Origin of the sequence: Nocardia sp. NPDC005998 (genome assembly GCF_040614395.1) — a bacterium.
In the GTDB taxonomy this organism is placed as follows: Bacteria; Actinomycetota; Actinomycetes; order Mycobacteriales; family Mycobacteriaceae; genus Nocardia.
On record NZ_JBEXUI010000029.1, the window covers coordinates 14213 to 37469 of the forward strand.

At 65.9% G+C, this 23257-nt stretch carries 21 protein-coding genes, 2 pseudogenes and 1 riboswitch; of the genes and pseudogenes, 18 read left to right on the forward strand and 5 right to left on the reverse strand.

Annotation, left to right across the window (positions count from 1 at the left end):
• Positions 1-36: 36 nt before the first annotated feature.
• Together ABZ293_RS29935 and ABZ293_RS29940 are read right to left on the reverse strand one after the other, a co-directional pair.
• Positions 37-924, reverse strand: coding sequence for a helix-turn-helix transcriptional regulator (locus ABZ293_RS29935; RefSeq protein WP_354956963.1), 888 nt, complete (start codon positions 922-924; stop codon positions 37-39).
• Between the two features lie 88 nt (positions 925-1012).
• The gene (locus ABZ293_RS29940; protein ID WP_354956962.1) at positions 1013-1237 is read right to left on the reverse strand and encodes a DUF397 domain-containing protein; all 225 of its coding nucleotides are present in this window, start codon (positions 1235-1237) and stop codon (positions 1013-1015) included.
• 441 nt (positions 1238-1678) lie between these two features.
• Between ABZ293_RS29940 and ABZ293_RS29945 the strand changes: the two genes are divergently transcribed.
• From ABZ293_RS29945 to ABZ293_RS29955, 3 genes are all read left to right on the forward strand, one after another.
• Entirely contained in the window at positions 1679-2476 is a 798-nt protein-coding gene (locus ABZ293_RS29945; protein ID WP_355186061.1) for an SAM-dependent methyltransferase, read from the forward strand.
• Between the two features lie 203 nt (positions 2477-2679).
• A complete protein-coding gene (locus ABZ293_RS29950; RefSeq protein ID WP_355186063.1) occupies positions 2680-2913 on the forward strand; it encodes a hypothetical protein in 234 nt (77 codons plus the stop codon).
• A gap of 192 nt (positions 2914-3105) precedes the next feature.
• A complete protein-coding gene (locus ABZ293_RS29955; protein ID WP_355186065.1) occupies positions 3106-3303 on the forward strand; it encodes a hypothetical protein in 198 nt (65 codons plus the stop codon).
• A gap of 17 nt (positions 3304-3320) precedes the next feature.
• Here ABZ293_RS29955 and ABZ293_RS29960 read toward each other — a convergent pair whose 3' ends face one another.
• Complete coding sequence (locus ABZ293_RS29960; protein ID WP_355186067.1) at positions 3321-4475, reverse strand: alpha/beta fold hydrolase; 1155 nt, start codon at positions 4473-4475, stop codon at positions 3321-3323.
• Positions 4476-4766: 291 nt separating this feature from the next.
• Here ABZ293_RS29960 and ABZ293_RS29965 point away from each other — a divergent pair, with 291 nt between their 5' ends.
• The 7 genes from ABZ293_RS29965 to ABZ293_RS29995 all read left to right on the forward strand — a co-directional run bounded on the left by ABZ293_RS29965 (position 4767) and on the right by ABZ293_RS29995 (position 12852).
• Positions 4767-6026 carry a helix-turn-helix domain-containing protein gene (locus ABZ293_RS29965; RefSeq protein ID WP_355186069.1) on the forward strand — a complete coding sequence of 420 codons (1260 nt, stop codon included), beginning with the start codon at positions 4767-4769 and terminating at the stop codon, positions 6024-6026.
• An 85-nt stretch (positions 6027-6111) separates the two neighbouring features.
• A complete protein-coding gene (locus ABZ293_RS29970) occupies positions 6112-6546 on the forward strand; it encodes a CBS domain-containing protein (protein WP_354956956.1) in 435 nt (144 codons plus the stop codon).
• A 220-nt stretch (positions 6547-6766) separates the two neighbouring features.
• Positions 6767-7975, forward strand: a complete 1209-nt coding sequence (locus ABZ293_RS29975; RefSeq protein WP_355186071.1) for an aminotransferase class V-fold PLP-dependent enzyme — start codon at positions 6767-6769, stop codon at positions 7973-7975.
• Positions 7976-7977: 2 nt separating this feature from the next.
• Entirely contained in the window at positions 7978-9264 is a 1287-nt protein-coding gene (locus tag ABZ293_RS29980) for a heavy-metal-associated domain-containing protein (RefSeq protein ID WP_355186216.1), read from the forward strand.
• On the forward strand, positions 9261-10877 hold the full coding sequence (locus ABZ293_RS29985; RefSeq protein WP_355186073.1) for a decarboxylase: 1617 nt from the start codon (positions 9261-9263) through the stop codon (positions 10875-10877). Before ABZ293_RS29980 ends, ABZ293_RS29985 begins: the two co-directional genes overlap by 4 nt.
• Complete coding sequence (locus ABZ293_RS29990) at positions 10877-12196, forward strand: pyridoxal-phosphate dependent enzyme (RefSeq protein ID WP_355186075.1); 1320 nt, start codon at positions 10877-10879, stop codon at positions 12194-12196. The genes ABZ293_RS29985 and ABZ293_RS29990 overlap by 1 nt, the downstream gene beginning before the upstream one ends.
• A 35-nt stretch (positions 12197-12231) precedes the next feature.
• Positions 12232-12852, forward strand: a complete 621-nt coding sequence (locus tag ABZ293_RS29995) for a TetR/AcrR family transcriptional regulator (protein WP_354956952.1) — start codon at positions 12232-12234, stop codon at positions 12850-12852.
• On the opposite strand, the gene ABZ293_RS30000 is transcribed toward ABZ293_RS29995, so the two are convergent.
• Together ABZ293_RS30000 and ABZ293_RS30005 are read right to left on the reverse strand one after the other, a co-directional pair.
• Positions 12846-13217, reverse strand: coding sequence for a DUF3703 domain-containing protein (locus tag ABZ293_RS30000; protein ID WP_355186077.1), 372 nt, complete (start codon positions 13215-13217; stop codon positions 12846-12848). The two genes, ABZ293_RS29995 and ABZ293_RS30000, sit on opposite strands and share 7 nt — an antisense overlap.
• Positions 13218-13311: 94 nt before the next feature.
• A complete protein-coding gene (locus tag ABZ293_RS30005; RefSeq protein ID WP_355186079.1) occupies positions 13312-14043 on the reverse strand; it encodes an AraC family transcriptional regulator in 732 nt (243 codons plus the stop codon).
• 93 nt (positions 14044-14136) lie between these two features.
• A riboswitch (M-box (ykoK) riboswitch) is annotated at positions 14137-14308 on the forward strand.
• 232 nt (positions 14309-14540) lie between these two features.
• On the opposite strand from ABZ293_RS30005, the gene ABZ293_RS30010 reads away from it, so the two are divergent.
• From ABZ293_RS30010 to ABZ293_RS30045, 8 genes and pseudogenes are all read left to right on the forward strand, one after another.
• The gene (locus ABZ293_RS30010; protein ID WP_355186081.1) at positions 14541-15260 is read left to right on the forward strand and encodes an MgtC/SapB family protein; all 720 of its coding nucleotides are present in this window, start codon (positions 14541-14543) and stop codon (positions 15258-15260) included.
• Positions 15257-16993 (forward strand): ABC transporter permease subunit, encoded by a 1737-nt coding sequence (locus tag ABZ293_RS30015; RefSeq protein ID WP_355186083.1) that lies wholly within the window; start codon positions 15257-15259, stop codon positions 16991-16993. Before ABZ293_RS30010 ends, ABZ293_RS30015 begins: the two co-directional genes overlap by 4 nt.
• Positions 16994-17027: 34 nt before the next feature.
• Positions 17028-18356, forward strand: a complete 1329-nt coding sequence (locus ABZ293_RS30020) for a nitrate/sulfonate/bicarbonate ABC transporter ATP-binding protein (protein ID WP_355186085.1) — start codon at positions 17028-17030, stop codon at positions 18354-18356.
• Positions 18357-18983: 627 nt separating this feature from the next.
• A pseudogene (locus tag ABZ293_RS30025) lies at positions 18984-19112 on the forward strand (esterase); the annotation flags it as partial.
• A 40-nt stretch (positions 19113-19152) separates the two neighbouring features.
• A complete protein-coding gene (locus ABZ293_RS30030) occupies positions 19153-21399 on the forward strand; it encodes a hypothetical protein (RefSeq protein ID WP_355186087.1) in 2247 nt (748 codons plus the stop codon).
• Between the two features lie 83 nt (positions 21400-21482).
• Positions 21483-21716: a hypothetical protein gene (locus ABZ293_RS30035; RefSeq protein WP_355186089.1), complete on the forward strand. Its 234-nt coding sequence runs from the start codon at positions 21483-21485 to the stop codon at positions 21714-21716.
• A gap of 8 nt (positions 21717-21724) precedes the next feature.
• A pseudogene (locus tag ABZ293_RS30040) lies at positions 21725-22129 on the forward strand (hypothetical protein); the annotation flags it as partial.
• Positions 22087-23241, forward strand: coding sequence for a TetR family transcriptional regulator (locus ABZ293_RS30045; RefSeq protein ID WP_355186091.1), 1155 nt, complete (start codon positions 22087-22089; stop codon positions 23239-23241). The pseudogene ABZ293_RS30040 and the gene ABZ293_RS30045, both read left to right, overlap by 43 nt.
• The last annotated feature ends 16 nt before the right edge of the window (positions 23242-23257 follow it).

Consider the following 23257-nt stretch of genomic DNA (forward strand, 5'->3'; position numbering starts at 1 on the left):
AGGGTTCGTTCCGAATCACCAGTGCCGCAAGGGCAGTCAAGCCTTCTTGGCGTACTCGGCGAGGATTTTCAGCGACTCACCGGGCGACTCGGCCTGGACGCTCAAGCGGTCCATGACCGAGAGGTACAGCGCGAGATCCTGCCGTCGATCCAGGTACAGCGCGCTGGTCAGGTGCTCGAGGTAGACGATATCGGGCAGCTCGGATTCGGCGAAACGCAAGATGCTGAACGAACTTCCCGCAGCGGCATGCTCGCCCGCCGAATACGGCAGCACCTGCACAGTGACATTCGGCAATTGCGCGAGCTCGATGAGGTGCTCCATCTGCTCGCGGTGCACCCGCGAACCACCGACCGGCCGATGCAGCGCGGCCTCATCGATGATCGCCCAGACCGTCGGCGGATCGACGCGTCGCAGCACCTCTTGCCGCTTGATGCGGACCTGGACTCGCCGATCCATATCGGCGTCCTCGTACCCGAGTGACATTACCGCCCTGGCATATTCGGGCGTCTGCAAGAGTCCGGGCACCAGATGCGCCTCATAGGTACGAATCTTGGTGGCCGCCTGCTCCAGGCCCAGGTAGGTGCCGAACCAGGACGGCAGCAGATCGCTGTAGCGATGCCACCAGCCTGGCTCGTTCGCCTGCCTGGCCAGATCGAGGAATCGCTCCCGTTCCTCGGGGTCGGACACGCCGTAGAGGGTCAGCAGGTCGCGGATATCGCGTTCCTTGAAACCGGTGCGGCCCAACTCGAGACGACTGATCTTGGCGTGTGATCCGCGGATGGCGTCACCTGCGGCCTCTCGGGTGATGCCCTTCTTCACCCGGAGGTCACGCAACTGCCCGCCCAGCGCGATCCGCAATACGGTCGGACCACGTTCCACTACAACCGATTGCACACGACCGTCGTCATCGGGTTCTGCGATCATGAAGTCATCTCCGATACTCGGGTTTGACCACAGTGTGTCACAAACACCACGTTTAGAAACACACCGCACCGATCGCCAATGTTACCGCTCAGCTAGTCAGGTCGTCGAACTCCCCGGCCTTCGCGCCGCGCACGAATGCGTCGATCTCCGGTCGGGTATAGAACAGGATGCCACCTTCCGGGTCGCGTGAATTGCGAACGGCGATAGAACCATCGGATGCCTCCGCTACCTCGACGCAATTACCGCCGGACGGACCGCTGAAGGAGCTCTTGCGCCAAGCGCTCGTGATCTTGCGTGAACCGGTGTCCAACATCTTCCCCACTCCTCGGGCTACTTCCAGTGTGAGATGTGCGCTCGAGCGGCCTTACAGATGTGCGCTCAAACGTTCTTGCATTTGCACCTACATCTGCAAGATAGCACGGCCCTCCCGGTGGCGGGATGGCAGAATTCAGACCTGCCGGTCCGCTACGTGACCACTGTTCGGCGGGTTACGCGAGTGCCGTATGCGCCATTCAGCGAAGCGCCATCCGTCTACCCCCGTGCCACGCCACGCGGATGGCAGGGACTCCTTGGTACGTAATGGATTCCGCGTGGCACCGGACGCGGACCCCGTCGGCGAACACTCGAACCACCCGGTCGAGCAGACACGAATCTTGTACTGTCGCAGTGCACATCGGATGTGCCAGCCATGCGCGACACCCGCCCGCCGGAGCAATCCGGTCAACGCTTATCCGCTCGCCGAGGAGTCCACCCCATGCCCGAAGTTCACAATCCGCTCATCCGAACCGACATCCCGCATTCCGCGCGCATATGGAACTACTGGATGGGCGGCAAGGATTACTACGAAATCGATCGGATCGCCGGTGACGCGGGCATCGAGGTGGATCCCGACATCACCACCATGGCGGTGCAGTCGCGCCAGTTCCTCATTCGCGCGGTCCGCTATCTGGCGAGCGAACAGGGCATCCGTCAGTTCCTCGATATCGGCACCGGGCTGCCGACCATGCAGAACACCCATGAGGTCGCCCAGAGCGTCGCGCCGGAATCGAAAGTCGTTTACGTCGATAACGATCCGCTGGTGCTGGCCACCGCGCGGGCGCTGCTCACCAGCACCACCCCGGAGGGCGTAACCACCTACGTCGACGCCGACTTCCACGATCCGGAGCTGATCGTCTCCGACGCCAGGAACGTGCTCAATTTCAATGAGCCGATCGCGGTGATGTTCATGGGCGTGCTCGGTCACGCCAAGACCTACGAGGACCTGCTGCGCATCGTGCACACCGTGCTCGCCGCGGTACCGTCGGGCAGTTTCCTGGTCATGTGGGACGGCACCGACGACAGCAAGGACTACGTCACACTGTGTGAGAACTACACCGGCACCGGCGGCGTTCCCTATGTTCCCCGCCCCCAGGCCGAAATCCGTGCCGTATTCGACGGTTTGGAACTGGTGGAGCCCGGATTCGCCTCCATCACCCAGTGGCGCGCCGATGCCACCGAGGTCGGCGAGATCCGGCCGATCTCGGCCTATGGCGCGGTCGCCCGCAAGCCCTGAAGCACAAGCGGCACAACGGCGGTCGTCGGACATCCAGCTGTCGACCGCCGTTCATATTTCTGTCGGTCGTTCGTACAAATGTACTTGCATCTGCAAGTGCTGACGGCCTAAACTCGGAGCCAGCATCGGGGAGGTACGCAGGGAGTTCGCGCCAGCGTCACCACATTCAACCTCCCCACCAGCAGACGCGAGGGGCGGTCGAGATGAGTACGCCATTCCGAACTCCCCGCGGGGCTACGATCTCCGGCGGTGGGATCGACACCCTGCGGCAGTGCTCGGCGCCCGATTACGCGCCACTCGATTGTGCGGTCGAACCGCGCGGCCTCACCTATCGACAGGCCCGCGAGATCCTGCATTTGCACGAGGTCCACGGGCCGCAATGCCGCCAGTGGCTGGCCGCCGCCGCCTACCTCTCGGCCGGGCTCGACGACGAATAGCCCTCGGCGCCCACAGCTCCGCAAACGGCCAGCCCCAAATCGCTTCACCCACAGCGATGTTCGTGCAGATGTACTTGCATCTGCACAACACATGACTCTAAACTCGTGCGCGACAAGGGAGTTTCGCACCCGGGAGCCCGTGCCATAGTCGCCACCGGGACCTCCCGGCGTCAGAGGCACAGGGGCGTTCGCATGAATCCACCACACGCTGCCGGTCGACTCGGGATCGCCGATGTCGCCGCCGCCTATGGCACCGAAGCGCTGCAACGGCGCATCGCCGAGCTACGCGCGAGCGGCAAGCACTATGCCGCCAGAGCGATCGAACGCGAAATCCGGAGCGGCGCAGTGGTAGACGAGCTGGCTCTGCACAAGCACCAAGGCGCCGCTTAGATTTCGCGGGCCCCGCCCTACAATCCGCCGCCCCCGCCGATGAACCAGGGGTTGAACGTGCACACCAGATCCGGATGCGCATCCGGATCGAGCGCTCGCAGCGCAATGGATGCCGCGCGCGGCGAGTACATCATCGTCAGATGATCCGACATGTCCTGCGCACAGCCGTCCTGCAGCGTGATGTTGTGCACCGTGGCGTCGGGGCCCGCCGTCAGGAAGGTCAGCTCATAGGGATTGGTGACCTCGTCGTGCCGCGAGCCGACAACCGTGTACTCGACACCGGGCACGGTATCCCCCGCCTGATTCAGCTTGGCGTAGAACGGTGACCCGATCGCCTGCTCGATATTCGCGTGGCCGACGAACAGCTCGTTGAACCCCAGGATATCGACACCCAAATTATTGATCGCCCGTCCCAGGGTGGCCATTCCGAGCAGGGTGGTGCCGTGGTGGGTGGAGCCGAAGGTGACCATCCGTGCCACCTTGCCGGCTCCCCCTTCGAATTTCAGATACTGATCGGCCACCGGGCCGCCCTGGGAGTGCGCGACGATATCGACCTGGTCGACCCCGGTCGCGGCCCGCACCCGATCGATGAACTCGCCGAGCTGCTTTGCCGAATCCTCCATGTAGCCAACGCCATTGCGCCCGGGCAGGATCGCACCGAACCCGCCGCCCTCGAGCAGATTCGCCTGTCCATAGTTGAGTGCGAAGACACAGAAGCCCGCACGCACCAGCTGTGGCGCCAGGTACGCGAAGCTGTCATAGGCGTTGAGCCAGGTGCCGTGCGCGAGCACCACCGGACGCGGATGTTGTTGTGTGGGACGGCAGCTCCAGTCGTTCGCACCAGGCGGCGAGGCATCCGGATGCAGGATCCCATAGCCGAATGCAGCGAGATAGACCGCGACCTCCGGCCCCGCGCTCACCGGAACCGACGCCCGACTCCCCGCCGAACCCGAGCTGCTGCCGGTGCCAGCGAAAGCCACCGGGGTACGCCCATCCGCCGATGCGCCGGGCGCCGCACTGATGAAATCGGCGAGGGCCTGTTCGGTCGGCGCGATATCCGGATCGGCGCCAGCAGGGCCGGGGCCGAACCCGACCGCGAGGAGCGCGGCACTCCCGATCACCGCGCACGACAGCGCCTTACGTCGCAATCTCCGATGGTTACGTCGTGTCATTGTTCGCACCTTCCATGGCTACCCGACACTGGGCACAGCGGCGCAGGCGAACCGTTCGCAAACACCGAGCCATGGGCAAACGTTAAGACGGCTGGTCACGGGATTTCAGCGACTCGGTGCGGTGCTGGAGCTTCCCACCACGGCACATGCTCCGCTTATGAGCAATGCACAACTAGGCGGGCCCACAAGAGATCTCGCATATCCTTTCCCGGGTTCATAACCTTTTCGTATAGTGATGCAACGATTCGGGCGCAGATCTATCACGCCCGATGTGGCACTGGAGCGACGCCTATGACCTTCTCCGCGCTGGATCTGTCCGTCGAAGATGCGGACCCCGTCCTAGAGATCGGCGGGCAGCCCGCGTCGATTCCCCTGATGAATACCGACCGTGTTGCCTCGCGGATGGTCGGGTACTTCGCGACCTGCATGGCACCGTGTCGCACCCTGCCCGGCGAGCAGTTGCGCGGCGACGTCACCAAGCTGACCCGCAGCTGTCTGGCGCTGGCCGCCGAAATGTTCGACAAACGCATGGTTCCCGGCAACGAGCAGCTCGGGGAGGTGCGCGAGGCGGCGGCGCAGTGGGCCCGTGAGGCGGTGCCGCTCGGCACCATTTTGCGCGCCTATCACGAGGGACTGCGGATCGCATTCGGGCTGGTGACCGCGCGCGCCAAGGCCGACGATATCGCGGAACTGCTCGTCGCCACCGACCTCATGCTCGAACTGCTCGAGGCGATCACCGTGGCGGTCTCGGACGCCTATGTCGAGGAACAGCATCTGGTCGCCAGGGAGCACCAGACCGCGACCCAGACCCTGGCCTCGGCACTGTTGAGTGGGCGCGGCAGTTCCGCGCTCGCCCGCCAGGCGGGTATCCCGATCGCCGACGCGTATCAAGTGGTGGCGCTATCGATTCCCGAACATCCCGACGAACGCGATCCACGGGTCGACAGCCAGGTCGCCGCCCGCAGGAAGCTGCGCAGGCTGCAATCGGAACTGGCCGTCGGGTTCGATTCCCGCGTACTCGCCCTGCTGAGCACCAGGGGCGGCACGCTCCTCGTCCCGGTCGAGGACGACGCGACGATCCTGACCGCCGAAACACTGGATCGACTGGCCGAATCTGCCGAGGTTCCGCTCACCGCCACCGTGGTCACCGGCCAGACCGATGAGATCCCGGAGGCCGCGGACCAGGCCCATGAGCTACTCAATCTGGTGCGGGTCGGCGGACGCAATCCGGGCCTGTATCAGATGACCGACCTGGCCGTGGAGTACCAACTCACCCGTGGCGGCCCCGCCACCCGGCGCATCGCCACCATTCTGGACCCGCTCGACGCCCATCCCGAACTCTTCGACACTATGCGCGCATACCTCGGTAACGATATGAACCGCCAGCTCACCGCGCGCCAGCTGTATGTCCACCCGAATACCGTCGATTACCGGCTGCGCCGCATCGCCCAGCTGACCTCCGTTGACCTGGCCACCTCCGCCGGGATCTCCCAGGCGGCCATCGCCCTGCTGGCCCGTGATCTCGACCGGAGCGTGGCCCGGCGGCTGTAAATCCCCGCCTGATGCGGATTCGTGCTGGTCACGAGGTCACGAACGAGTCATCCTGATAGGTGCCACGACATCTGGATGGTGGATTATGCAAATAGCGGAGATCTTGCGCAGGAAGGGCAGCGACGTAGCCACCGTCGCGCCCGAGACCACCGTGCGAACCCTGCTCGGCACGCTCGCCGAACACAATATCGGGGCGGTGGTGGTATCGCCGGACGGCAGCCGGATCACCGGCATTGTCTCCGAGCGCGATGTGGTGCGTAGCTTGCACGCGCGTGGCGCCGCTCTGCTCGACACCCCGGTCTCGGAAATCATGACCGTCGATGTGCGCACCTGCGCGCCCGACGATCTGGTCGACGGGTTGCGCAGCACCATGACCGAGCACCGCGTCCGGCATCTGCCGGTGGTCCACGACGGCCGTCTCGTTGGCATCGTCAGCATCGGCGATGTCGTCAAGAGCGCGATCTCCGAACTGGCCACCGAACGCCAGCATCTGGTGGAGTACGTGCAGGGACAATACTGAAGGGCCGTGCGTACCTGCGACTTCCGAAAGGCGTTGGCTACGAGAAGCGTTCGAAGTCATCAACGAAAGTGCGTATCGTTGGTGGCGTCCAGCGCGGTTCTCGGAAGGGAGGGGCACGTTGCGGTCACCTGTATCCGGGACGGACCTAACCCGACCATCCACCACCCGAGCGGTCTCCACCCCACCGATATCGGCACCACCGCCTCCCACTACCGCCGCCGTGCGCGGACTCTTTCCGGCACTGGCCGAATCCACCGAGGTCTATCTCGACAGCGCGGCCACCACACAGAAGCCGCTGCCGGTCATCGAGACCATCCACCGCTACCACACCTCTCGCACGGCCAATGCCGGTCGCGGTACCTACCCGTGGGCCACCAACCTGACCACCCGCCTGGCCCGCGTCCGAGACCACACGGCGGCCTTCCTCGGTGCGGCGACGCCCGATGAGGTGGTTTTCACCGGGGGCGCGACCGCCGCACTCAATGCGGTCGCGCTGTCCTGGGGCCTGGCCGAACTCGATGACGGCGACGAAATCCTCTACAACCCACGCGATCACGCCTCGAACGTCCATCCGTGGCACCATCTGCGGCAGGTGCTCGCCCGCTTCGGGCGTCGCATCGAACTGGTCCCCTATCGGGTGACCGAACTGGGCGAAGCCGATACCGCCGACATCCTGGCCAAGATCACCCCGCGCACTCGGCTGATCACCACCAGCCATCTGCATCATGTCTTCGGCGGGCTCACCACGCTGGAGGAATTGCGCGGTCTGATCGACCCCGAAATCCTGCTGTGCTTCGACTGCAGTCAGAGCGGCGGGCATCTGCCGGTGAACGTCGCCGATCTCGGCGCGGACTTCGCGGTCTTCGCGGCGCACAAGATGTTCGGTGCGCCGGGTACCGGAATCCTGTACTGCCACCGCAGAGTTCACGATCGGCTATTGCCGTTCCTACCGGGCGGCAATTCCGGGGTCGACCTCACCGACACCGGATTGGCCTCGGCCGGAATGCCGGAACTGCTCGAGGGCGGTACGCAGAACATTCCGGGTATCCTGGCCCTCGGCAGCGCATTGGAGGTGCTGGAGTCGCTGGATGTCGGCGTCATCGCCGCGCACAATCGCACACTGACATTGCGGCTGATCGACAATCTCCGTCCGGTGCGGGGGCTGGAATTCCTGCCGGGGCCCGCGCACGCACCGTGCGCGATCGGCTACGGCATCGTGTCCTTCACACTCGCGGGCATTTCCGCGACGGATCTCGGATTCGTGTTGAGCGAGTTGGGTTTTCTGGTTCGCACCGGCCTACACTGCACGCCCGGGGTTGACGCCGACAGCACGGACTCGGTCCGAGTCAGCACGCACATCTACAACACCCTCGACGAGATCGACCGCTTCACGACATGCGTCACGACGATTGCCGAGGAGGTCATGTGAAAATGGACGACACCCCGCACTATGACAGGCGGGCCGCGTCCCGGGTGCTGGCGGGACTCACCGAACCCGGGTTGTTCACTACCCCCATCTCGATTCCTTCCGTTCGACATATCGAATACACCTGCGCCGCACTGCGTCCCGAGCCCAATAGCCACCTGACCTACTCACAGCGGCTGTACTTGCAGAACTTCATGCGCCCATGTCAGCCGCATCAGGTCACCAGTGCGACACACCGCATCGCCTGGACCGATAGCGACGGCATCCCCAATACCGGGCATTTCCGTGCCGACGCCCTCGGCCCGCTGGTACCGATCGCAATGCGCGAAGCGGTCCTGCTGCTCTGGCATGCCCTGGCCGCGAATTCCGCACTGGCACAACGCGTCGACCGCCTGGGCCCGCGCGAGCACGCGGTGCTCGACGGCACCACCACCGATCACGATCCGATCGAGATCCTGCGGGTGGGCATCGAGGCCGCCGGGCGCGCGCTGGCCCAGCACGCACTGCTCGCCCGTCAGACGCCGTATCGCAGTGCGAGCGAATTCGCCAGGGGCATACACGATTCCGGCATTTTTGCCGCGGTCGCCACGCGCTGGTATTGGGAGTTGCAGGCCTCCACCTACCGGCGCGGGATGATTCCGGTGACCCTGGCGGCCCAGCCCGACGGCACCGTGCGCTACACCGCCGATACCGCGGCCACGCTGCGCGCGATGAAGGACGCCACCATCGAGGATGCGCACACCGTCATGCGGCGCGCCACCCGGGTGGAGGGACTGAGCGTGTCGGCGGCCATCGCCAAGTACCACGACGACCTCGATCTGATTTCCCGGCAGTACGCGCTGCTGCCACCGAATACCCGGCCCGCGTGTCTGGCCGCCATGCCCCACCATCTCGGTAGCGGGCACTACACCCTGCTTCCGGTCGTGGTCGACCAATTCGTCGCGATCTTCACACAGCTCGTCGATCGGATCCGGATCACCGAGGCGAGCGCCGATCTCGACGAACGCACCGCCGATGCTCCCGCGACCGCCGAGGATCAGATCTTTTATGTCCCGGATATGAGCTGCCAGCACTGTGTCCGCACCATCACCGGTGTGCTGGAGACGATGGGCGTCAAGGTGCTCGAGATCGATCTGCCCAGCAAACGGGTGGTCGCCGAATTCCGGAGTCCGCGCAATCGCGCCCGCGCGTTCGAATCGATCCGCGACGGCGGCTACAACCCGGTGGCCGAGAAGCCGGCGCATGCCGCGTTGGATTCGTCGCGGTCGCAGCCCACGGAAACCGCAGTATGACGGCACCGCTACCGGCGCTACCCGCGAAGATCCATCCGCTGGTGCGCGCCTTTCTCGATACCCGCGAGGCCGTCGAAGAGACGCTGATTCGCTTCGGATCCCCGATCCACCTGCTATTTCCGCAGGTCTATGCGGAGAACCTGAAACGGTTGCGCGCCGTACTCGACCGCAGGGGTGCACGCTATCGAATCTGCTACGCGCACAAGGTGAATCAGTCCCGCGCCTTCGTGCGCACCGCCGAACACGCTGGCATCGCGATCGACGTCGCCTCCCCGCACGAACTCACCAGTGCCATCGGCGCCGGATTCGGGCCGATGCGCATTGAGGTGACCGGGCCGAAAGGTGAAGCGTTCCTGCGTGATCTGATCGATTGCGGGGTCACCATCAATGTCGACAACCTATGGGAGCTGCGCCGAATCACCGAGTTGGCCGGTGACCGCGCGCGAGTTCCCGTGCTGCTGCGGGTTTCCGGCTTCGACGAATCATCACTGAGCCGGTTCGGTGTGCCGCTGGCGCATATGGATCGCGCATTCGATCTACTGTCGGCCAACCGCCGACAAATCGCGTTCCTGGGCTTCGCCTTTCATATCGATTCCGGCGAGCCCGCGGAACGTATCCGTGCTATCGACGCCTGCCTGGCCCTGGTCGAACGCGCATACGAGCACGGGCTCGCCCCCTCGGTATTGAATATCGGCGGCGGCTTCCGGCAGGTGTTCACCGCCGACGCGGATCGGTTCGACGAGTATGTGCGCGCGCTGCGCGAATCGCTGCTCGGCCGTGGGGAACCGATGAGCTGGTCGAACAATACCTTCGGCTATCACGTCGATGACGGTGCGGTGCACGGGATTCCGGTCTTCCACAAGTACGCGAACACGGTACCCGCGACGCGGATGCTCGATGATCTGCTCGGCGCGCCGTTGGAGCGACACGGCGGCCGCACCGTCGCCCAGGTGGCCGGGGACAATATGCTCGATATCTGGCTGGAGCCGGGTAAGGCACTGGTGGACCACGCCGGGGTGACGGTGGCGCGGGTGGAGTTCGTCAAGGAACTCGCCGACGGCACGGTGCTGGTCAACCTCGATCTCAGCCGCGATCAGGTGACCCCGGCCGATCAGGAGGTCATGATCGATCCGCTGGTCCTGCCCAGCATCGCGCATATGCCGAGCAGTGCACCCGGTCCGGCCGCACCCGGTCGTGACGGCACCGTGGCGGGCGATGGTGTGACACCATTGCGCAGTGCCGCCGACACCATGCCCGCGCTGCGTCCCGCGGCCGAATCCGGCCCTGTCGGTGTGTATTTCGCCGGACGCCTCTGTCTGGAGCGCGATCTGATCACCAACCACAAGGTGTGGCTGCCCGAGCGCCCGCGCCAAGGCGACCTGGTGGTGTTTCCGAATACCGCCGCCTACCACATGGATCTGTCCGCGGCATCGGCCTCGATGCATCCGCTGCCCGCGAAACTCGCTGTCGTACACCGCTCCGGCAGTTTCCAGGTGTACCGCGATGCCGACTACGAACCGCTGATCCCGGTCGGCCTACCACCGCCGCGCCGCACACCCCCGCGCGGTCCACGCCGTCCACCGCTGCCGCGCCGACCCTCCGGAGCGCCGTAATGCGCTATGACCACATCACCGATTTGATCGGCAATACGCCGCTGCTGCGCTTGGATCCGGCCGTGCACGGACTCGACAATGTCGAGCTGTACGCGAAACTGGAGTCGCACAATCCCTTCGGCTCGGTCAAGGACCGGGTGGCCTGGGGGATGATCCGCGACGATCTCGACGAGATCCGCGCGAGCGGACAGACACTCATCGAGGCGTCCAGCGGCAATACTGCCAAGGCACTGCGGATACTCGGCGCGGTACACGGCATCGGACTGCGCGCGGTGACCAACCGGATCAAGGTCGCCGAGGTGCGCGATCTCCTGCAGCTGTTCGGCACCGAGATCGTCGAATTGCCAGGCCTGTCCGAATGCCCGGATCCGACCACGCCCAATGACGTGTACTCGGCGATCGAGGCGACCATGGCCAGGAATCCGGACGCCTACTATCACCCCTCGCAGTACACCAACGAGAAGAATATCGAGGCACATCACCACGGCACCGGCCGCGAGATCCACGAGGACCTCGCCGCCGATGGCATCACCCGGGTCGACTATCTCATCGGCGGACTCGGCACCACCGGCTCCACCCGCGGCGCGGCCACCTACCTGCGCAAGCACAATCCCGAACTGCGCACCATCGCGGTCGTTTCCGATCGCTCGGACTTCATACCAGGCATCCGCTCCGAGAGCGAGATGTGGGATGTCGGGCTGTTTCAACCCGATTTCTACGACCGCATCGTCACCATCGACTCGGCCCGCGCGGTGGACGCCACCCTCACACTCGCCACCGGCCACGGCATCCTCGCCGGTCCGACCAGTGGCGCGAGCTATGCGGCCGCCCTGGAAACCCTTGCTGAGCAAACCATTTCGGCGCGGGAGCCGGTGGTCGCGGTATTCATCGTCTGCGATCGGCTGGAACCGTACCTGTCCTACCTCAAGAAGCGCAGACCGGAACTGTTCGACCGCGCCGACCGCCGCCACGCACCCAGCGCCGCCGACCTCGCCGCCACCCCGGCCCTGACCCCACACGAGCTGGCCGAACTGGATCGGACCGACCGTCCCACCATCGTGGATACGCGTGGCGCGATGGCCTACCGTATCGGCCACGTGCCGGGCGCGATCAATATCCGCGACGATCAACTCGACGATATGTTCGCCCACGGCATACCGTTCCCCCGCTCGCGGCCGCTGGTCTTCGTCTGTCCGGTCGGCGAACTATCGCTGCGCTTCGCGGCGATCGCCCGGCAGGCCGGATTCGACGCCAGCAGTCTCGGCGGCGGCATCGTCGCATGGCGCGATGCCGGATTCGCCCTGGAACGCGGCGGCTGAACCCGGTCATGACGGTCAGGCATTAATGTGGGCGGGTGCAGACAGGCCAGGAATCAGACGACGATGCCGGTCCCCGGATCTGGGGTGGAACCACGCTCACCGAGCGCAGGGAGACCCGCCGCGCCGCACTGCTCGAGGCCGCGCTCGATCTGATCGGCGAATCCGGTGCGAGCGGGGTCACCATGCGCGCGGTATGTCGGCGCGCCAATCTCACCGACCGGTACTTCTACGAGAGCTTCGCCAGCCGCGACGAACTGCTGGACGTGCTCTATCGCCAGGTCGCCGACGAATTCCTGGAGCCGATGACCGCGTTCGCGGCCGCAGATCCCTCCCGCGACCGAGAACTGTCCGAGATCCTGGTCGACAAGGTGCTCGCCGATCCGCGCAAGTCGCGGTTGTTCCTGGTCGAGCCGTATTCGAGCACCGGCCTCGGCCAGACCACCATCGCGGTAATGCCGGTCTTCACCCGGCTCATGCAGGATCATCTCTTCGCCCATATCGAGGATCCGGTGCGGCGCAGATTGGCCGCCCTCACCATGGCCAGCGGTAATGCGGGCATGTTCTCGGCCTGGTTGAACGGCTCGCTGCGCGCCACGCGGGAACAGGTGATCGACCACTGCGTGGCAACCATCGCCGCATACCGCAGCATCTATTGACGGCGGCTCGGCGAAAGGCTGGCCTCCTCTCGCCCCGCTGCCAGGATGCGGGCCAGATCCTCGGGAGTCGGCATCCGGGTCGTGATGCCGACGGCGGTGCGGCCGGTGTTGCCGAGTGGGGCGCGGTCGAGCATGCTGCCGAGCCCGGCGAGCAGCAGCCGCACCATCTGGCCCAGGGCCTCGGTCCGGTCACGACAGCGCACGGCGAGCCGCAGCATATGCCAGTGCGCGCGAGTATGCGGCCAGGCCCACGCCTGCGACAGGATGTGGGCACGTTCCAGGGCATGCCACATGGCATCGACGTCGGTGGTGGTGTGCGCACGGTCGAGTTCGGCCTCGAAGGCAGCGCGGACGCTGGGCGGCATCGGTGACACGGTTGTCCTCCATGAGTGATGTGTTCGCTGCCAGATTCCCGCACCCGGGTGCCGGTCGGCTTGTACAAACCTGCTGCGGATATGTTCAGGCGGGAAATTCGGTGATCCAGTGCAGGCGAGCGAATTCCGAGGGAGCACCGCCGAACATGCGCCGGCACACCCGATTCAGATGCGAGCTGTCGGTGAATCCGGCACCGTGCGCGGCCTCGGTCACCGTGCGGCCGGCCGCGATCAGTTCCACGGCACGCTGCATCCGCAGCCAGCGAACGTAGGACCGGAACGGAAGTCCGACCTCGGCCGAGAACAGGTGCAGCAGACGGCTTTCGGACAGTTGGACCGCACGTGCCAACTCCGCCATCCGCACGGACCCGCCATCGAGTCGCTCCGGAAGGACGGCGAGGACCCGGGTGACCGCGGGATGGCGAATCGAATCCTTTTGCGGTAGGCCCGGATCGGGTATTTCCCGAAACCAGCCTGTGGACAATTCGAAGACCGCTCGCGACCAACCGGTCACGCTGTCGGCGGGGTCGACGAGCCGGGCCAACTGCACGCCCATCGCCGATTCCGGATCCAGATGAAGCACACATCCCGCTGCCGCGCCCCGCACGACCGCGTGCGGAACATCGGGTGGGACCACGGCCGCACGGCATGCCGAACGCTGCCCTGTCGCGTCTGCAAGCACGATGTCCGTCGACGACATGATCACCTGGACCGTATGGTGCGCGTGTAGATCGGCCGTGCCGAGTTCACCGGTGACCGCCATCATCCCGGGCCGTAGCAGCGCCGTCCCCGCCCAGCAACGATCGTCGTCACGCATGCTCGACAGTGTCCACCATCGCCGCAACAACCCGGTGGGCTCGGTCGTTCCATTTGCCAGATGAGCCGGGCGGGTGTTTACTAGCGGACGCAAGGTGCCGATCGTTCGCTGAGGCTCCTTCACGGATATAGGCCAGCGACCCCGAACGTCGAGAGACGCCCCGGGTCAGGACAGGTCTCCCCGGCTTAAGGGGTGACCCCGATTGGCTCCCGACGTGCTCGGGTTCACGCCGTGAAGTGCCAAAGGTCTTACGAGGAGGGGTACTCACCGGCATATTCGCCGGGTTCCCTGCAGGCTCCGTGACGATGACGTACCGCGCTCGGCTCTGCCGTGCGCCGGATCGGTGGAAGGAGGTGGGCCGGATGACCGGCAGTGATAGTCCCGAACCCCGATTAGCCAAATATTCACTCGGCGACACCTCCACGGCGGAATCCACCACGGGATGAGCCCGTAGCCTGCTGTTCGATGGTGCGCTCGACCTGATCAGGGAGTGCGTGATGTCAACGGTAGAGATGATCCTGCGATTGCTGGCCGGCGTCGGTTTCGGCGCGGTGATCGGATTCGAACGGCAGTACCGGGCCAGGATGGCGGGGCTGCGCACCAATGCGCTCGTCGCCGCGGGCGCGACGCTATTCGTGCTGCTGTCGGCGCACGGCTTTCACGGCGGTGACGCCGACCCGACCCGGGTAGCCGCGCAGATCGTCTCCGGCATCGGTTTCCTCGGCGCCGGTGTGATCATCCGCGACGGTTTGAATGTGCGCGGGCTCAATACCGCTGCGACACTGTGGTGTTCGGCCGCGGTCGGCGCGCTGGCCGGTGCGGGTATGTTCACCACCGCGGCCGCGGGCACGATCGCGGTCATGCTTGTCAACATCGCGCTGCGGGCCGCCGGACGTGCGGTGGACCGTCAGCCCGATGCCGTCGCCGAACAACTCGCGTCCTATGTCTTCGTCGCGGTGACCAACGACGAGCAGGAGGCCCATGTGCGGGCACTGCTCGTACAGGCCCTGACCCGCACCGACTTCCGGCTCGTCTCGGTGGCCAGCGCGAATACCGATACGTCCGGCCGGGTGGAGGTCCGCGCCGAACTGACCGGCGATCAGCGCGATGACCGCCAGATGGAATCGGCGGTGAGCAGGCTCAGCCTGGAACCGTCGGTCACCAGCGTCGGCTGGCATATCTCGGTCGACGCCTCGGCGGAGGAGGCGCGGGCATGACCATATTGCGCGCCTACCCCTCGCGGGATGCTCTCGATCGGCCACGCAGTCGGGCGGCCGATGTGCTGGTGTTCGTCGGTGCGGCGGTGTTGATCTGGGCAGTCGTGCGGATCTCGACGACTATTGCGGTACCGTTCGACGAAACAACCGCTCCGGCAACGGTATCCACCGATGCACACGAGCTGCCGTACTACGCGTCCCGATCACTGCTTCGGATGTTCGCCGCGCTCGCGCTGTCCATTGTCTTCACCTTCGGGTATGCAACCGCCGCGGCGCGGCTACGGCGGACCCGTGCGGTATTGCTGCCCGCGCTCGACATACTCCAGTCGGTGCCGATTCTCGGATTCCTGTCCATCACCGTCTCCGGGTTCATCGCCCTGTTCCCGGGATCGGAAGTGGGTCTGGAAGCCGCCGCCATTTTCGCGATCTTCACCTCGCAGGCGTGGAATATGACCTTCGCGTTCTACCACAGCCTGGTATCGCAGCCGCGCGAGCTGGATGAGGCGTCGCGGAATCTGAGATTGTCACGCTGGCAACGGTTCTGGCGCGTCGATGTGCCCAGCGGCATGATCCCGCTGGTCTGGAACGGCATGATGAGTTTCGGCGGCGGATGGTTCTTCCTGGTCGCCGCCGAGGCGATCAGCGTGAACAACCGCCAGTACGCCCTGCCCGGCATCGGCTCATATGTGGCGACCGCGACCGCGGACAGCCAGGTCGGAAAGGTGTTCACCGCCATCGGCGCCATGATCGCCATGGTCGTCGGGGTGAACTTCTTCTTCTGGCGGCCATTGGTGGCCTGGACCGAGCGCTTCCGGGTCGAAGACTCCGAGGCCGCCGAGGCGCCGCGCAGCATCGTGTTGAATCTGCTGCGGCGTTCGCGGATTCCAGGGCTGCTCGGCCGGGTCTTCGGACCGCTTGTCGCACCGCTGGATCGGGCGATGAGCGGCTTCGGGCTGGCCGAATATCCGTTGCACACTTCGGTTTCCCGACGCCGGGCCGGTGATGTGGTATTCGCGGCGGTGGTGCTGGCCGCGATCGCCTACGGCGGGTATCGGGTGGTCGATTACATCGAATCCACCGCGGGTTTCGGCGAGGTGGCGCACGCGTTCGGCTTGGGCTTGCTCACCCTGTTGCGCGTCATCGTGCTGCTCGTCATCGCGACCGCGGTCTGGGTGCCGATCGGTGTCTGGATCGGCCTCAACCCCAAGGTGTCCCGGAGCGCCCAGCCGATCGTGCAGGTGCTCGCCAGCTTCCCGGCGAACTTCCTGTTCCCGCTCTTCACGGCGGTGCTCGTGTGGAGCGGTGCGAGCCTGAACTGGGCGGGCACCATTCTGATGGCGCTCGGCGCTCAGTGGTACATCCTGTTCAATGTCATCGCCGGAGCCAGTGCGGTCCCTAACGACCTGCGCGAGGCGGCCGCGAATCTGCAACTGCCACGGGCACTCTGGTGGCGCAGGCTGATCCTGCCCGCCATCTTCCCGAGCTATGTGACCGGCGCGATCACCGCGGCGGGCGGGGCATGGAACGCGTCGATCGTCGCCGAGATGGTGCAGTACGGATCGACCACACTGGTCGCGGCCGGGCTCGGTTCGTATATCAAACAGGCGACCGAAGTCGGCGATTCACCGCGCATCCTGATCGGTGTGCTGGTCATGAGCAGCTACGTCGTCGGCATCAACCGGCTGTTCTGGCGGCGACTGTACGCCCTTGCCGAACGGCGGTATTCGCCGTGACCTCTCGCCCGCTCGACCCGACAGGAGCTCGATCATGACCACGTCGACCAGCACCGGCGAAGCGCTGCTGGATATCTCGGGTGTCAGCAAGTACTTCACCGGTGCCGCAGGTGATGAGCTGCGCGTGCTGGACGGCATCGATCTGCGGCTGTGCAGCGGTGAGATCGTCGCACTGCTCGGCCGTTCCGGTTCGGGCAAGTCGACGCTGCTGCGTATCATCGCCGGACTCATCGCACCGACCAGCGGCCACGTTCGGTACCAGGGGCACGAACTCAATGGCGCCAATCCCGGTGCGGCACTGGTCTTCCAGTCCTTCGCGCTGATGCCATGGCTCACGGTGCAGGACAATGTGGAACTCGGGCTCGCCGCCCGCAATGTGGCTCCGCCCGAGCGCCACCGGCGGGCGCTGGCCGCCATCGATATGATCGGTCTGGACGGGTTCGAAACCGCCTATCCCAAGGAACTTTCCGGCGGTATGCGCCAACGCGTCGGCTTCGCCAGAGCCCTGGTCCTCGAACCCGACCTGCTGCTGATGGACGAACCCTTTTCCGCCCTGGACGTGCTGACCGCGGAAAACCTGCGCACTGAACTTGTAAATCTGTGGGCCACTGACGATTTCCCCACCAAATCGGTCTGCATCGTCACCCACAATATCGAAGAGGCGGTGCTGCTCGCCGACCGCGTCGTCGTGCTCGGCGCCAATCCGGGGCGCATCATCGCCGAAATCTCGGTGCCCCAGCCGCGTCCCCGCGATCGGCGCACCGCGGGTTTCGAGACGCTGGTCGAGGAGATCTACGGCCTGCTCACCGGACGCGAGACCGAACCCGCCGTGCCAGCACCGGATATCGCAACACCCACCGCGCGCCCATTGCCCGATGCCTCGGTCGGCGGTCTCGCCGGTCTGGTGGAACTCGTCTACGCCAATAACGGTCGCGCGGACCTGCCCGCTGTCGCCGATGAGCTCAACTTCGAAATCGATGACCTGCTCCCCCTCGTCGACGCCGCGACCATGCTCGGTTTCAGCACGGTCGAGTCCGGTGATGTCCTGCTCACCGATATCGGCAGCCGGTTCACCACCGCCGATATCCAGGAGAGCAAGCGGATCTTCGCCGATCAGGCCCGGCACCGCGCGCCGCTGGTGCGCACCATCTGCAAGGGGCTGGCGGGCAGTCGCGACGGCACCCTGCGCGCCGGATTCATTCTGGATCTGCTGCGCCGCGGCTTCGGTCCAGAAGACGCACGCCGCCAATTGGATATCGCCATCGACTGGGGTCGCTACGCCGAGTTGTACGACTACGACACCGATTCCGATCGGATCACCGCCGACCCGGCCGCACAAATCTTCACATCGCGGTCGGCATGATGCGTCGAATACGCTGCGGCGCTGGGTCTTTCACTGCCGTACCAGGGTGAAGACCAATTCGAACCCGCCGATGCGCAGCACCGCACCGTCGGTAATCACCACGCCCGCTCGCTCTACCGCCCGCACCGACTGGTCGCTGCACCTGCAATGCGCCTGCACCATGCTGGTAGCACTGGCCAGCCCGCCAAGACTACAACGATGAATAACGATGGTCGTTTACCACCGATGTGCAGGCCCAGCGCTGGTGAGCAAGATCCGCGCCGACAACAGCAACGTTGACCGCCCGAGCAACCTTTGGGCTCCCTGGACACCCTCCGCTCTCGCCCGCGCTACCTCGCAGTTAATTACTGTTAGCCATGTTTCGGGACGAATTTACATGTAGCTCCGTAATCGATTTATGATAAGTTAATTGATATTAGCCAGTCATTGCGATCGAGTTGGTGAACGCGCTTCCAGCGTCCGCAGCCGCGAAGATCCGCAAGCGCGATCTGTGCACCGCCTATCGGGAAGGAGCCGATCGTGGTGTCAGCTGAGACGCCGGCCACCGCGACCGCTGGCGGTCGTGTCGATTCGGGGTATGAGACCGTCCAGCGAGTCTTCACTGACAGCCTCCCAGAGTTGGGTGGTGGAGGCGGTGCGTTCGCCGCCTACGTGGACGGCCGACCAGTGGTGGACGTGTGGGGCGGCTGCGCCGGTCCCGATACACCATGGGCCGAGGACACGCTCGTGGTGGTCGTGTCGCCGACGAAAGGTCTCGTGACCGTCTGCGCCCACTGTGGGTCGATGGAGGGATGAGATGGGGTTTGGCCATTGGGGTGTTGTCGAGTCACTGCCGGCGTTCGAGTACACGGTCGACCAGGATCGCTATGCCCCCGCGAGATGGGATCCGGTGCTGGCGCCGTCGACGACGCGGCATTGGACGCATGTTGGTAATCGCCGGATCACGTTGGTCGCGGATAACGAGGGGTTATGCGGTCTGTGGGACGCTTTCGAGGGCTATCTGTGGATCACCGAGCCGCAGCCAAGCGGCACTGGTGTGAGCCGGGTCGTTGTGGCCGATGACGTCGTGGTATCGACGTCGTACCACGAGCGCGGTGCGCGTCCTGCGCCGCGACGCTGGACCGGTCCGGTCTTCTCGCGGGTCAGCGCCGAGGACAGTGGCGTCCACTTGGAGCGCACCGTGCTGTGCCCGGCAGGGGAAGTACCGTGGGTGCTCGTCAGGGTGGTGGTGGGTAACACGTTGCCCAGGCGGCAACGGCTCACGGTGATCGAGGAGTGGCTGGTGCGGCCGGCGACGGTGGACGTTCGTACTCCTGGCCGTTCGCCGGTGAAGCTCGACCCGGCAACGGCCTCGCCTACCGACCAAGGCGTCCGGGTCGGGCCGTTGCCCGTGGGTGTGCCGTGTTCCGGCTCGTTCATCGCGCTCGATCGGCTGGGCTCGGGGCCCGTGCGGGTTGAGCATCCTGGCGCGGCAGGGGTTCCCCGGCTGGCCTTGGCGGTCGATGTAGAGCTCGCCGCCGGTGCGGAGCAGACGTTGTTCTTCCGGTTCGGGCTGGCCGACGGCGAGCCAGTTTCGGAGCCTGCCGACCTGTATGCCCGCTCCCTGCAAGCAGTCGGTGACCAGATGCCCGAGGCGTCTGCGGCGGATCGGACCGAGGTGGCCCGTGAGATCGCGTGGCATGCGGCGCTGCTTGCCGGTGGTGTGTGCGCGGACGGCGTGCTCGGCGGGCATACCCTGGATCAGGGATCGGTTTACGCATTCGGGGTCGGAGTCAATGCCGCCGCAAGGGATCCCCTGCAGCATGCCCTGCCGCTGGTCTATGTCCAACCCGACCTCGCCCTGTCGGTGCTGCGCAACACGTGCTCATGGGGTAGCCCGAACGGTGACCTCCCTTATGCGCTGGATGGGCGAAAGCGGCCGTGGACCGACCTGTTCCGTCCATCTGACCAGAACCTGTGGGCGTTGTGGTTGGCGGCCGAGTACGCCGCCGCAACCGGTGATCTCGCCTGCTTCGACGAGTCCCTTGGATACCACCCCGAACACAATGCCGAGCCGGTCCCGCTCGGCGAGCATCTGCGTCGGCAATTCGACTACTTCGCGCATGAGGTCGGGCGGGGGCCGCGCGGCCACATCCGGATACTCAACGCAGATTGGAACGACGGGGCGTTGGACGAGAGCTCCGTCGACCGGGAGGTAATGGCCGAGCAGGGCGAGTCGGTGCTCAACTCGGCGATGGCGGCGTGGGTGCTGCCTGTGTACGCGAGCCTGGCCGACCGGCTCGGCCAGGGGAGTACGGCCTCGGCCGCCCGCGCGCTCGCCGAGCAGCTACGCGCCGCGGTGGCCCAGGAGTGGAACGGCCGCTGGTTCCGCCGTGCGCATGCCCCGGGGGCCGAGCCGATCGGCGAGCATGATCTGTGGCTGGAGGTCCAGCCGTGGGCGATCCTGTGCGGCGCCGCGAGCGCCGAGCAGACCGAGCAACTGCTGGCCACGATCGACGCGACGCGCGAGGGCTCGCCGCTCGGGGCCCGGATTAGATGGCCAGCGCTGCCCCAGGGCTCCGCTGACGATCTCTTCATGCGTGGCTCGATCTGGTACTCGGTCAACATGACCTTGGTCTGGGCCGCCGCCCGCCACGCCCCAGAACTCGCCTGGGACGAGTGGCACCGGATGACGCTGTCCGCGCACACGGCGGCGTACCCGGACATCTGGGAGGGCACCTTGTCGGGTCCAGACAGCTACCTGGTGCCAGAACTCCCCCGCGCGGGCCGGACCTGGGTGGCGCGGTCCCTCGGAGTAGCGATGCAGGCGTACCCGATAGCGAACATGCACTGCCACTCTCAGCCACTGCTGGCGTACCTTCGGTTGCTCGGTGTAGAGCCGACCAGCAGTGGAGCGCTCAACATCGGCGGCGGAGCCTACTTCAGCAGCCGTGTGCTGACGGTGCGCCCAGACGGGTCCGGGCAATTGGCCACGCGGGGAGAAGTCACTGTCCATAAGGCGGGGGGCGGCACGATCACAGGCGCAGGGACGGTGCGGTGGTGACGACGGCCATGTCTGAACGGATCGCGCCGGGGTCAGTTGCATGAAGTGAATGCATGTTAGCCAACGGAGACAGGAGCCATCGGATGCACCTTACGCAGACCCTGCACCGGGCGGTGCAGCAGAACCCGGAGCGCGTGCTGACCGTCGACGGCGAGCGGACTCGCACGGTGGCCGAGTCCGCGGCCCGGATCGCGCGGCTGGCCGGCGGGCTGCATTCGCTGGGCGTCACGGCCGGCGGCCGGGTGCCGCGAATTCCGACCGGTATCTGGAGTGCCTGCTCGCGGTGCCCTGGGCGGACGGCGTCGTCGTGCCGCTGAACACCCGACTGTTCGTCGTAGACCGGATCAAGGACATGATCATCAGTGGCGGTGAGAATGTGTACTCTGCCGAGGTGGAGAATGCGCTTGCCCAGCACCCTGCTGTGGCCGCCTGCGCGGTGATCGGGGTGCCCGACCCGACCTGGGGCGAGCGAGTGCATGCGGGCGTGGTGCCCGCCGCCGGCCAAGAGGTGGCCGAGCAGGAGCTGACCGAGTTCTGCCGGGGACGGATCGCCGGTTACAAGGTGCCCCGCAGCGGCGCGTTCGTCGACAAGCTGCCGTTGTCGGCTGCCGGCAAGGTGCTCGAGCGTGAGCTGCGCGAACGGTACCGGGCGACCGGGGACGCCGGACCTGATGAGAGGAGTGGTCGGTGCCAGCCGGGCGGACACGGCCAGGCAACCGGCGGGAGCTGATCGTTACCGCCGCCGCCGAGTTGTTCGCGCGCAACGGATTCCACGAAGTCAGCATGGGCCAGGTCGCCGGCGCGGTGGGGATCTCCGCTCCGGCGCTGTACCGGCATTTCCGTGACAAGCGTGATCTGCTGACGCAAGTGGTCGCGGACGCCTTCGCGGCGTTGGAGGCAGCGGTGCCGGCTGACGTGGACACCGACGGCGCGCTGCGAAGCTTGGCGGAGTTGGTGGCGCAGCGGCGCGACATCGGCGCGTTGTGGCAGCGGGAAGCCAGGCATCTGCCCGAGGCGGCTCGGGCGCAGACCCGCGATCGGCTGCGCCGGCTGAATGCCCGGATGACCGGCATACTGCGGATCGAGCGTCCGACGCTGGATCAGGCCACCGCCGACCTGCTGGTCTGGTCGGTGTCCGGGGTGCTGGCCAGCCCCGCCAGCCACCGGGTCGCCATGCCGGCCAACCGGATGGCTGACCTGCTGCATGCGATGGGGCACGCGGTACTTTCCGCGACTGTCACTGCCGGAGAGCCGGCCGATGTCGGCGGTGGCGCGCGGGTCTCCCGGGCATCGCGCCGGGAGCACCTGGTCAGCGCGGCCACTGAGTTGTTCAACCGGCGCGGGTACCTGGAGGTTGGTATCGACGACATCGGCCTGGCGGCAGGGATCGCCGGGCCCAGCGTGTACAAGCACTTCGCCAGCAAGCATGAGCTGCTCTACACCGCGCTGAACCGGGGGGCCGAGGTACTGCAGTTCGGCTTGGGTCGCGCCGTCGCCAACTCCAGTTCGCCAGCGGCGGCGCTGGTCAATGTGCTGCGCTCCTATGTGGACCTGTCCGTGCAGCACCCCGACCTGGTAGGGGCGCTGGTTACCGAAGTGGACCACCTGCCGGCAGAGCAGCGGCACGCCATCCGCCAGGCGCAGCACGACTATGTCGCCGAGTGGGTGCACCTGCTGGCCTCAGTGCGGCCAGAACTCAGTCGCCCAACCGCGGCAATAGCGGTGCACGGCGTGTTCGGCCTGGTCAACAGCGTGGTGCGGGTTGGCCACCTGCGCGCCCGTCCGTCGCTGGGCGGCGACCTTATCCAACTGGGCCAGCGGCTGCTGGCCGCCCCGCGGTAGCCGGACAACATACCGG

Coding starts and splice junctions, on each gene's coding strand:
- ABZ293_RS29970 (WP_354956956.1), top strand. CDS start 6,112: ATGCAAATAGCGGAGATCTTGCGCAGGAAGGGCAGCGACGTAGCCACC.
- ABZ293_RS30035 (WP_355186089.1), top strand. CDS start 21,483: ATGCACCTTACGCAGACCCTGCACCGGGCGGTGCAGCAGAACCCGGAG.
- ABZ293_RS29945 (WP_355186061.1), top strand. CDS start 1,679: ATGCCCGAAGTTCACAATCCGCTCATCCGAACCGACATCCCGCATTCC.
- ABZ293_RS30000 (WP_355186077.1), bottom strand. CDS start 13,217: ATGCCGCCCAGCGTCCGCGCTGCCTTCGAGGCCGAACTCGACCGTGCG.
- ABZ293_RS29965 (WP_355186069.1), top strand. CDS start 4,767: ATGACCTTCTCCGCGCTGGATCTGTCCGTCGAAGATGCGGACCCCGTC.
- ABZ293_RS29950 (WP_355186063.1), top strand. CDS start 2,680: ATGAGTACGCCATTCCGAACTCCCCGCGGGGCTACGATCTCCGGCGGT.
- ABZ293_RS29940 (WP_354956962.1), bottom strand. CDS start 1,237: ATGTTGGACACCGGTTCACGCAAGATCACGAGCGCTTGGCGCAAGAGC.
- ABZ293_RS30010 (WP_355186081.1), top strand. CDS start 14,541: ATGTCAACGGTAGAGATGATCCTGCGATTGCTGGCCGGCGTCGGTTTC.
- ABZ293_RS30005 (WP_355186079.1), bottom strand. CDS start 14,043: ATGCGTGACGACGATCGTTGCTGGGCGGGGACGGCGCTGCTACGGCCC.
- ABZ293_RS29985 (WP_355186073.1), top strand. CDS start 9,261: ATGACGGCACCGCTACCGGCGCTACCCGCGAAGATCCATCCGCTGGTG.
- ABZ293_RS29935 (WP_354956963.1), bottom strand. CDS start 924: ATGATCGCAGAACCCGATGACGACGGTCGTGTGCAATCGGTTGTAGTG.
- ABZ293_RS30015 (WP_355186083.1), top strand. CDS start 15,257: ATGACCATATTGCGCGCCTACCCCTCGCGGGATGCTCTCGATCGGCCA.
- ABZ293_RS29980 (WP_355186216.1), top strand. CDS start 7,978: ATGGACGACACCCCGCACTATGACAGGCGGGCCGCGTCCCGGGTGCTG.
- ABZ293_RS30030 (WP_355186087.1), top strand. CDS start 19,153: ATGGGGTTTGGCCATTGGGGTGTTGTCGAGTCACTGCCGGCGTTCGAG.
- ABZ293_RS29990 (WP_355186075.1), top strand. CDS start 10,877: ATGCGCTATGACCACATCACCGATTTGATCGGCAATACGCCGCTGCTG.
- ABZ293_RS29960 (WP_355186067.1), bottom strand. CDS start 4,475: ATGACACGACGTAACCATCGGAGATTGCGACGTAAGGCGCTGTCGTGC.
- ABZ293_RS29955 (WP_355186065.1), top strand. CDS start 3,106: ATGAATCCACCACACGCTGCCGGTCGACTCGGGATCGCCGATGTCGCC.
- ABZ293_RS30020 (WP_355186085.1), top strand. CDS start 17,028: ATGACCACGTCGACCAGCACCGGCGAAGCGCTGCTGGATATCTCGGGT.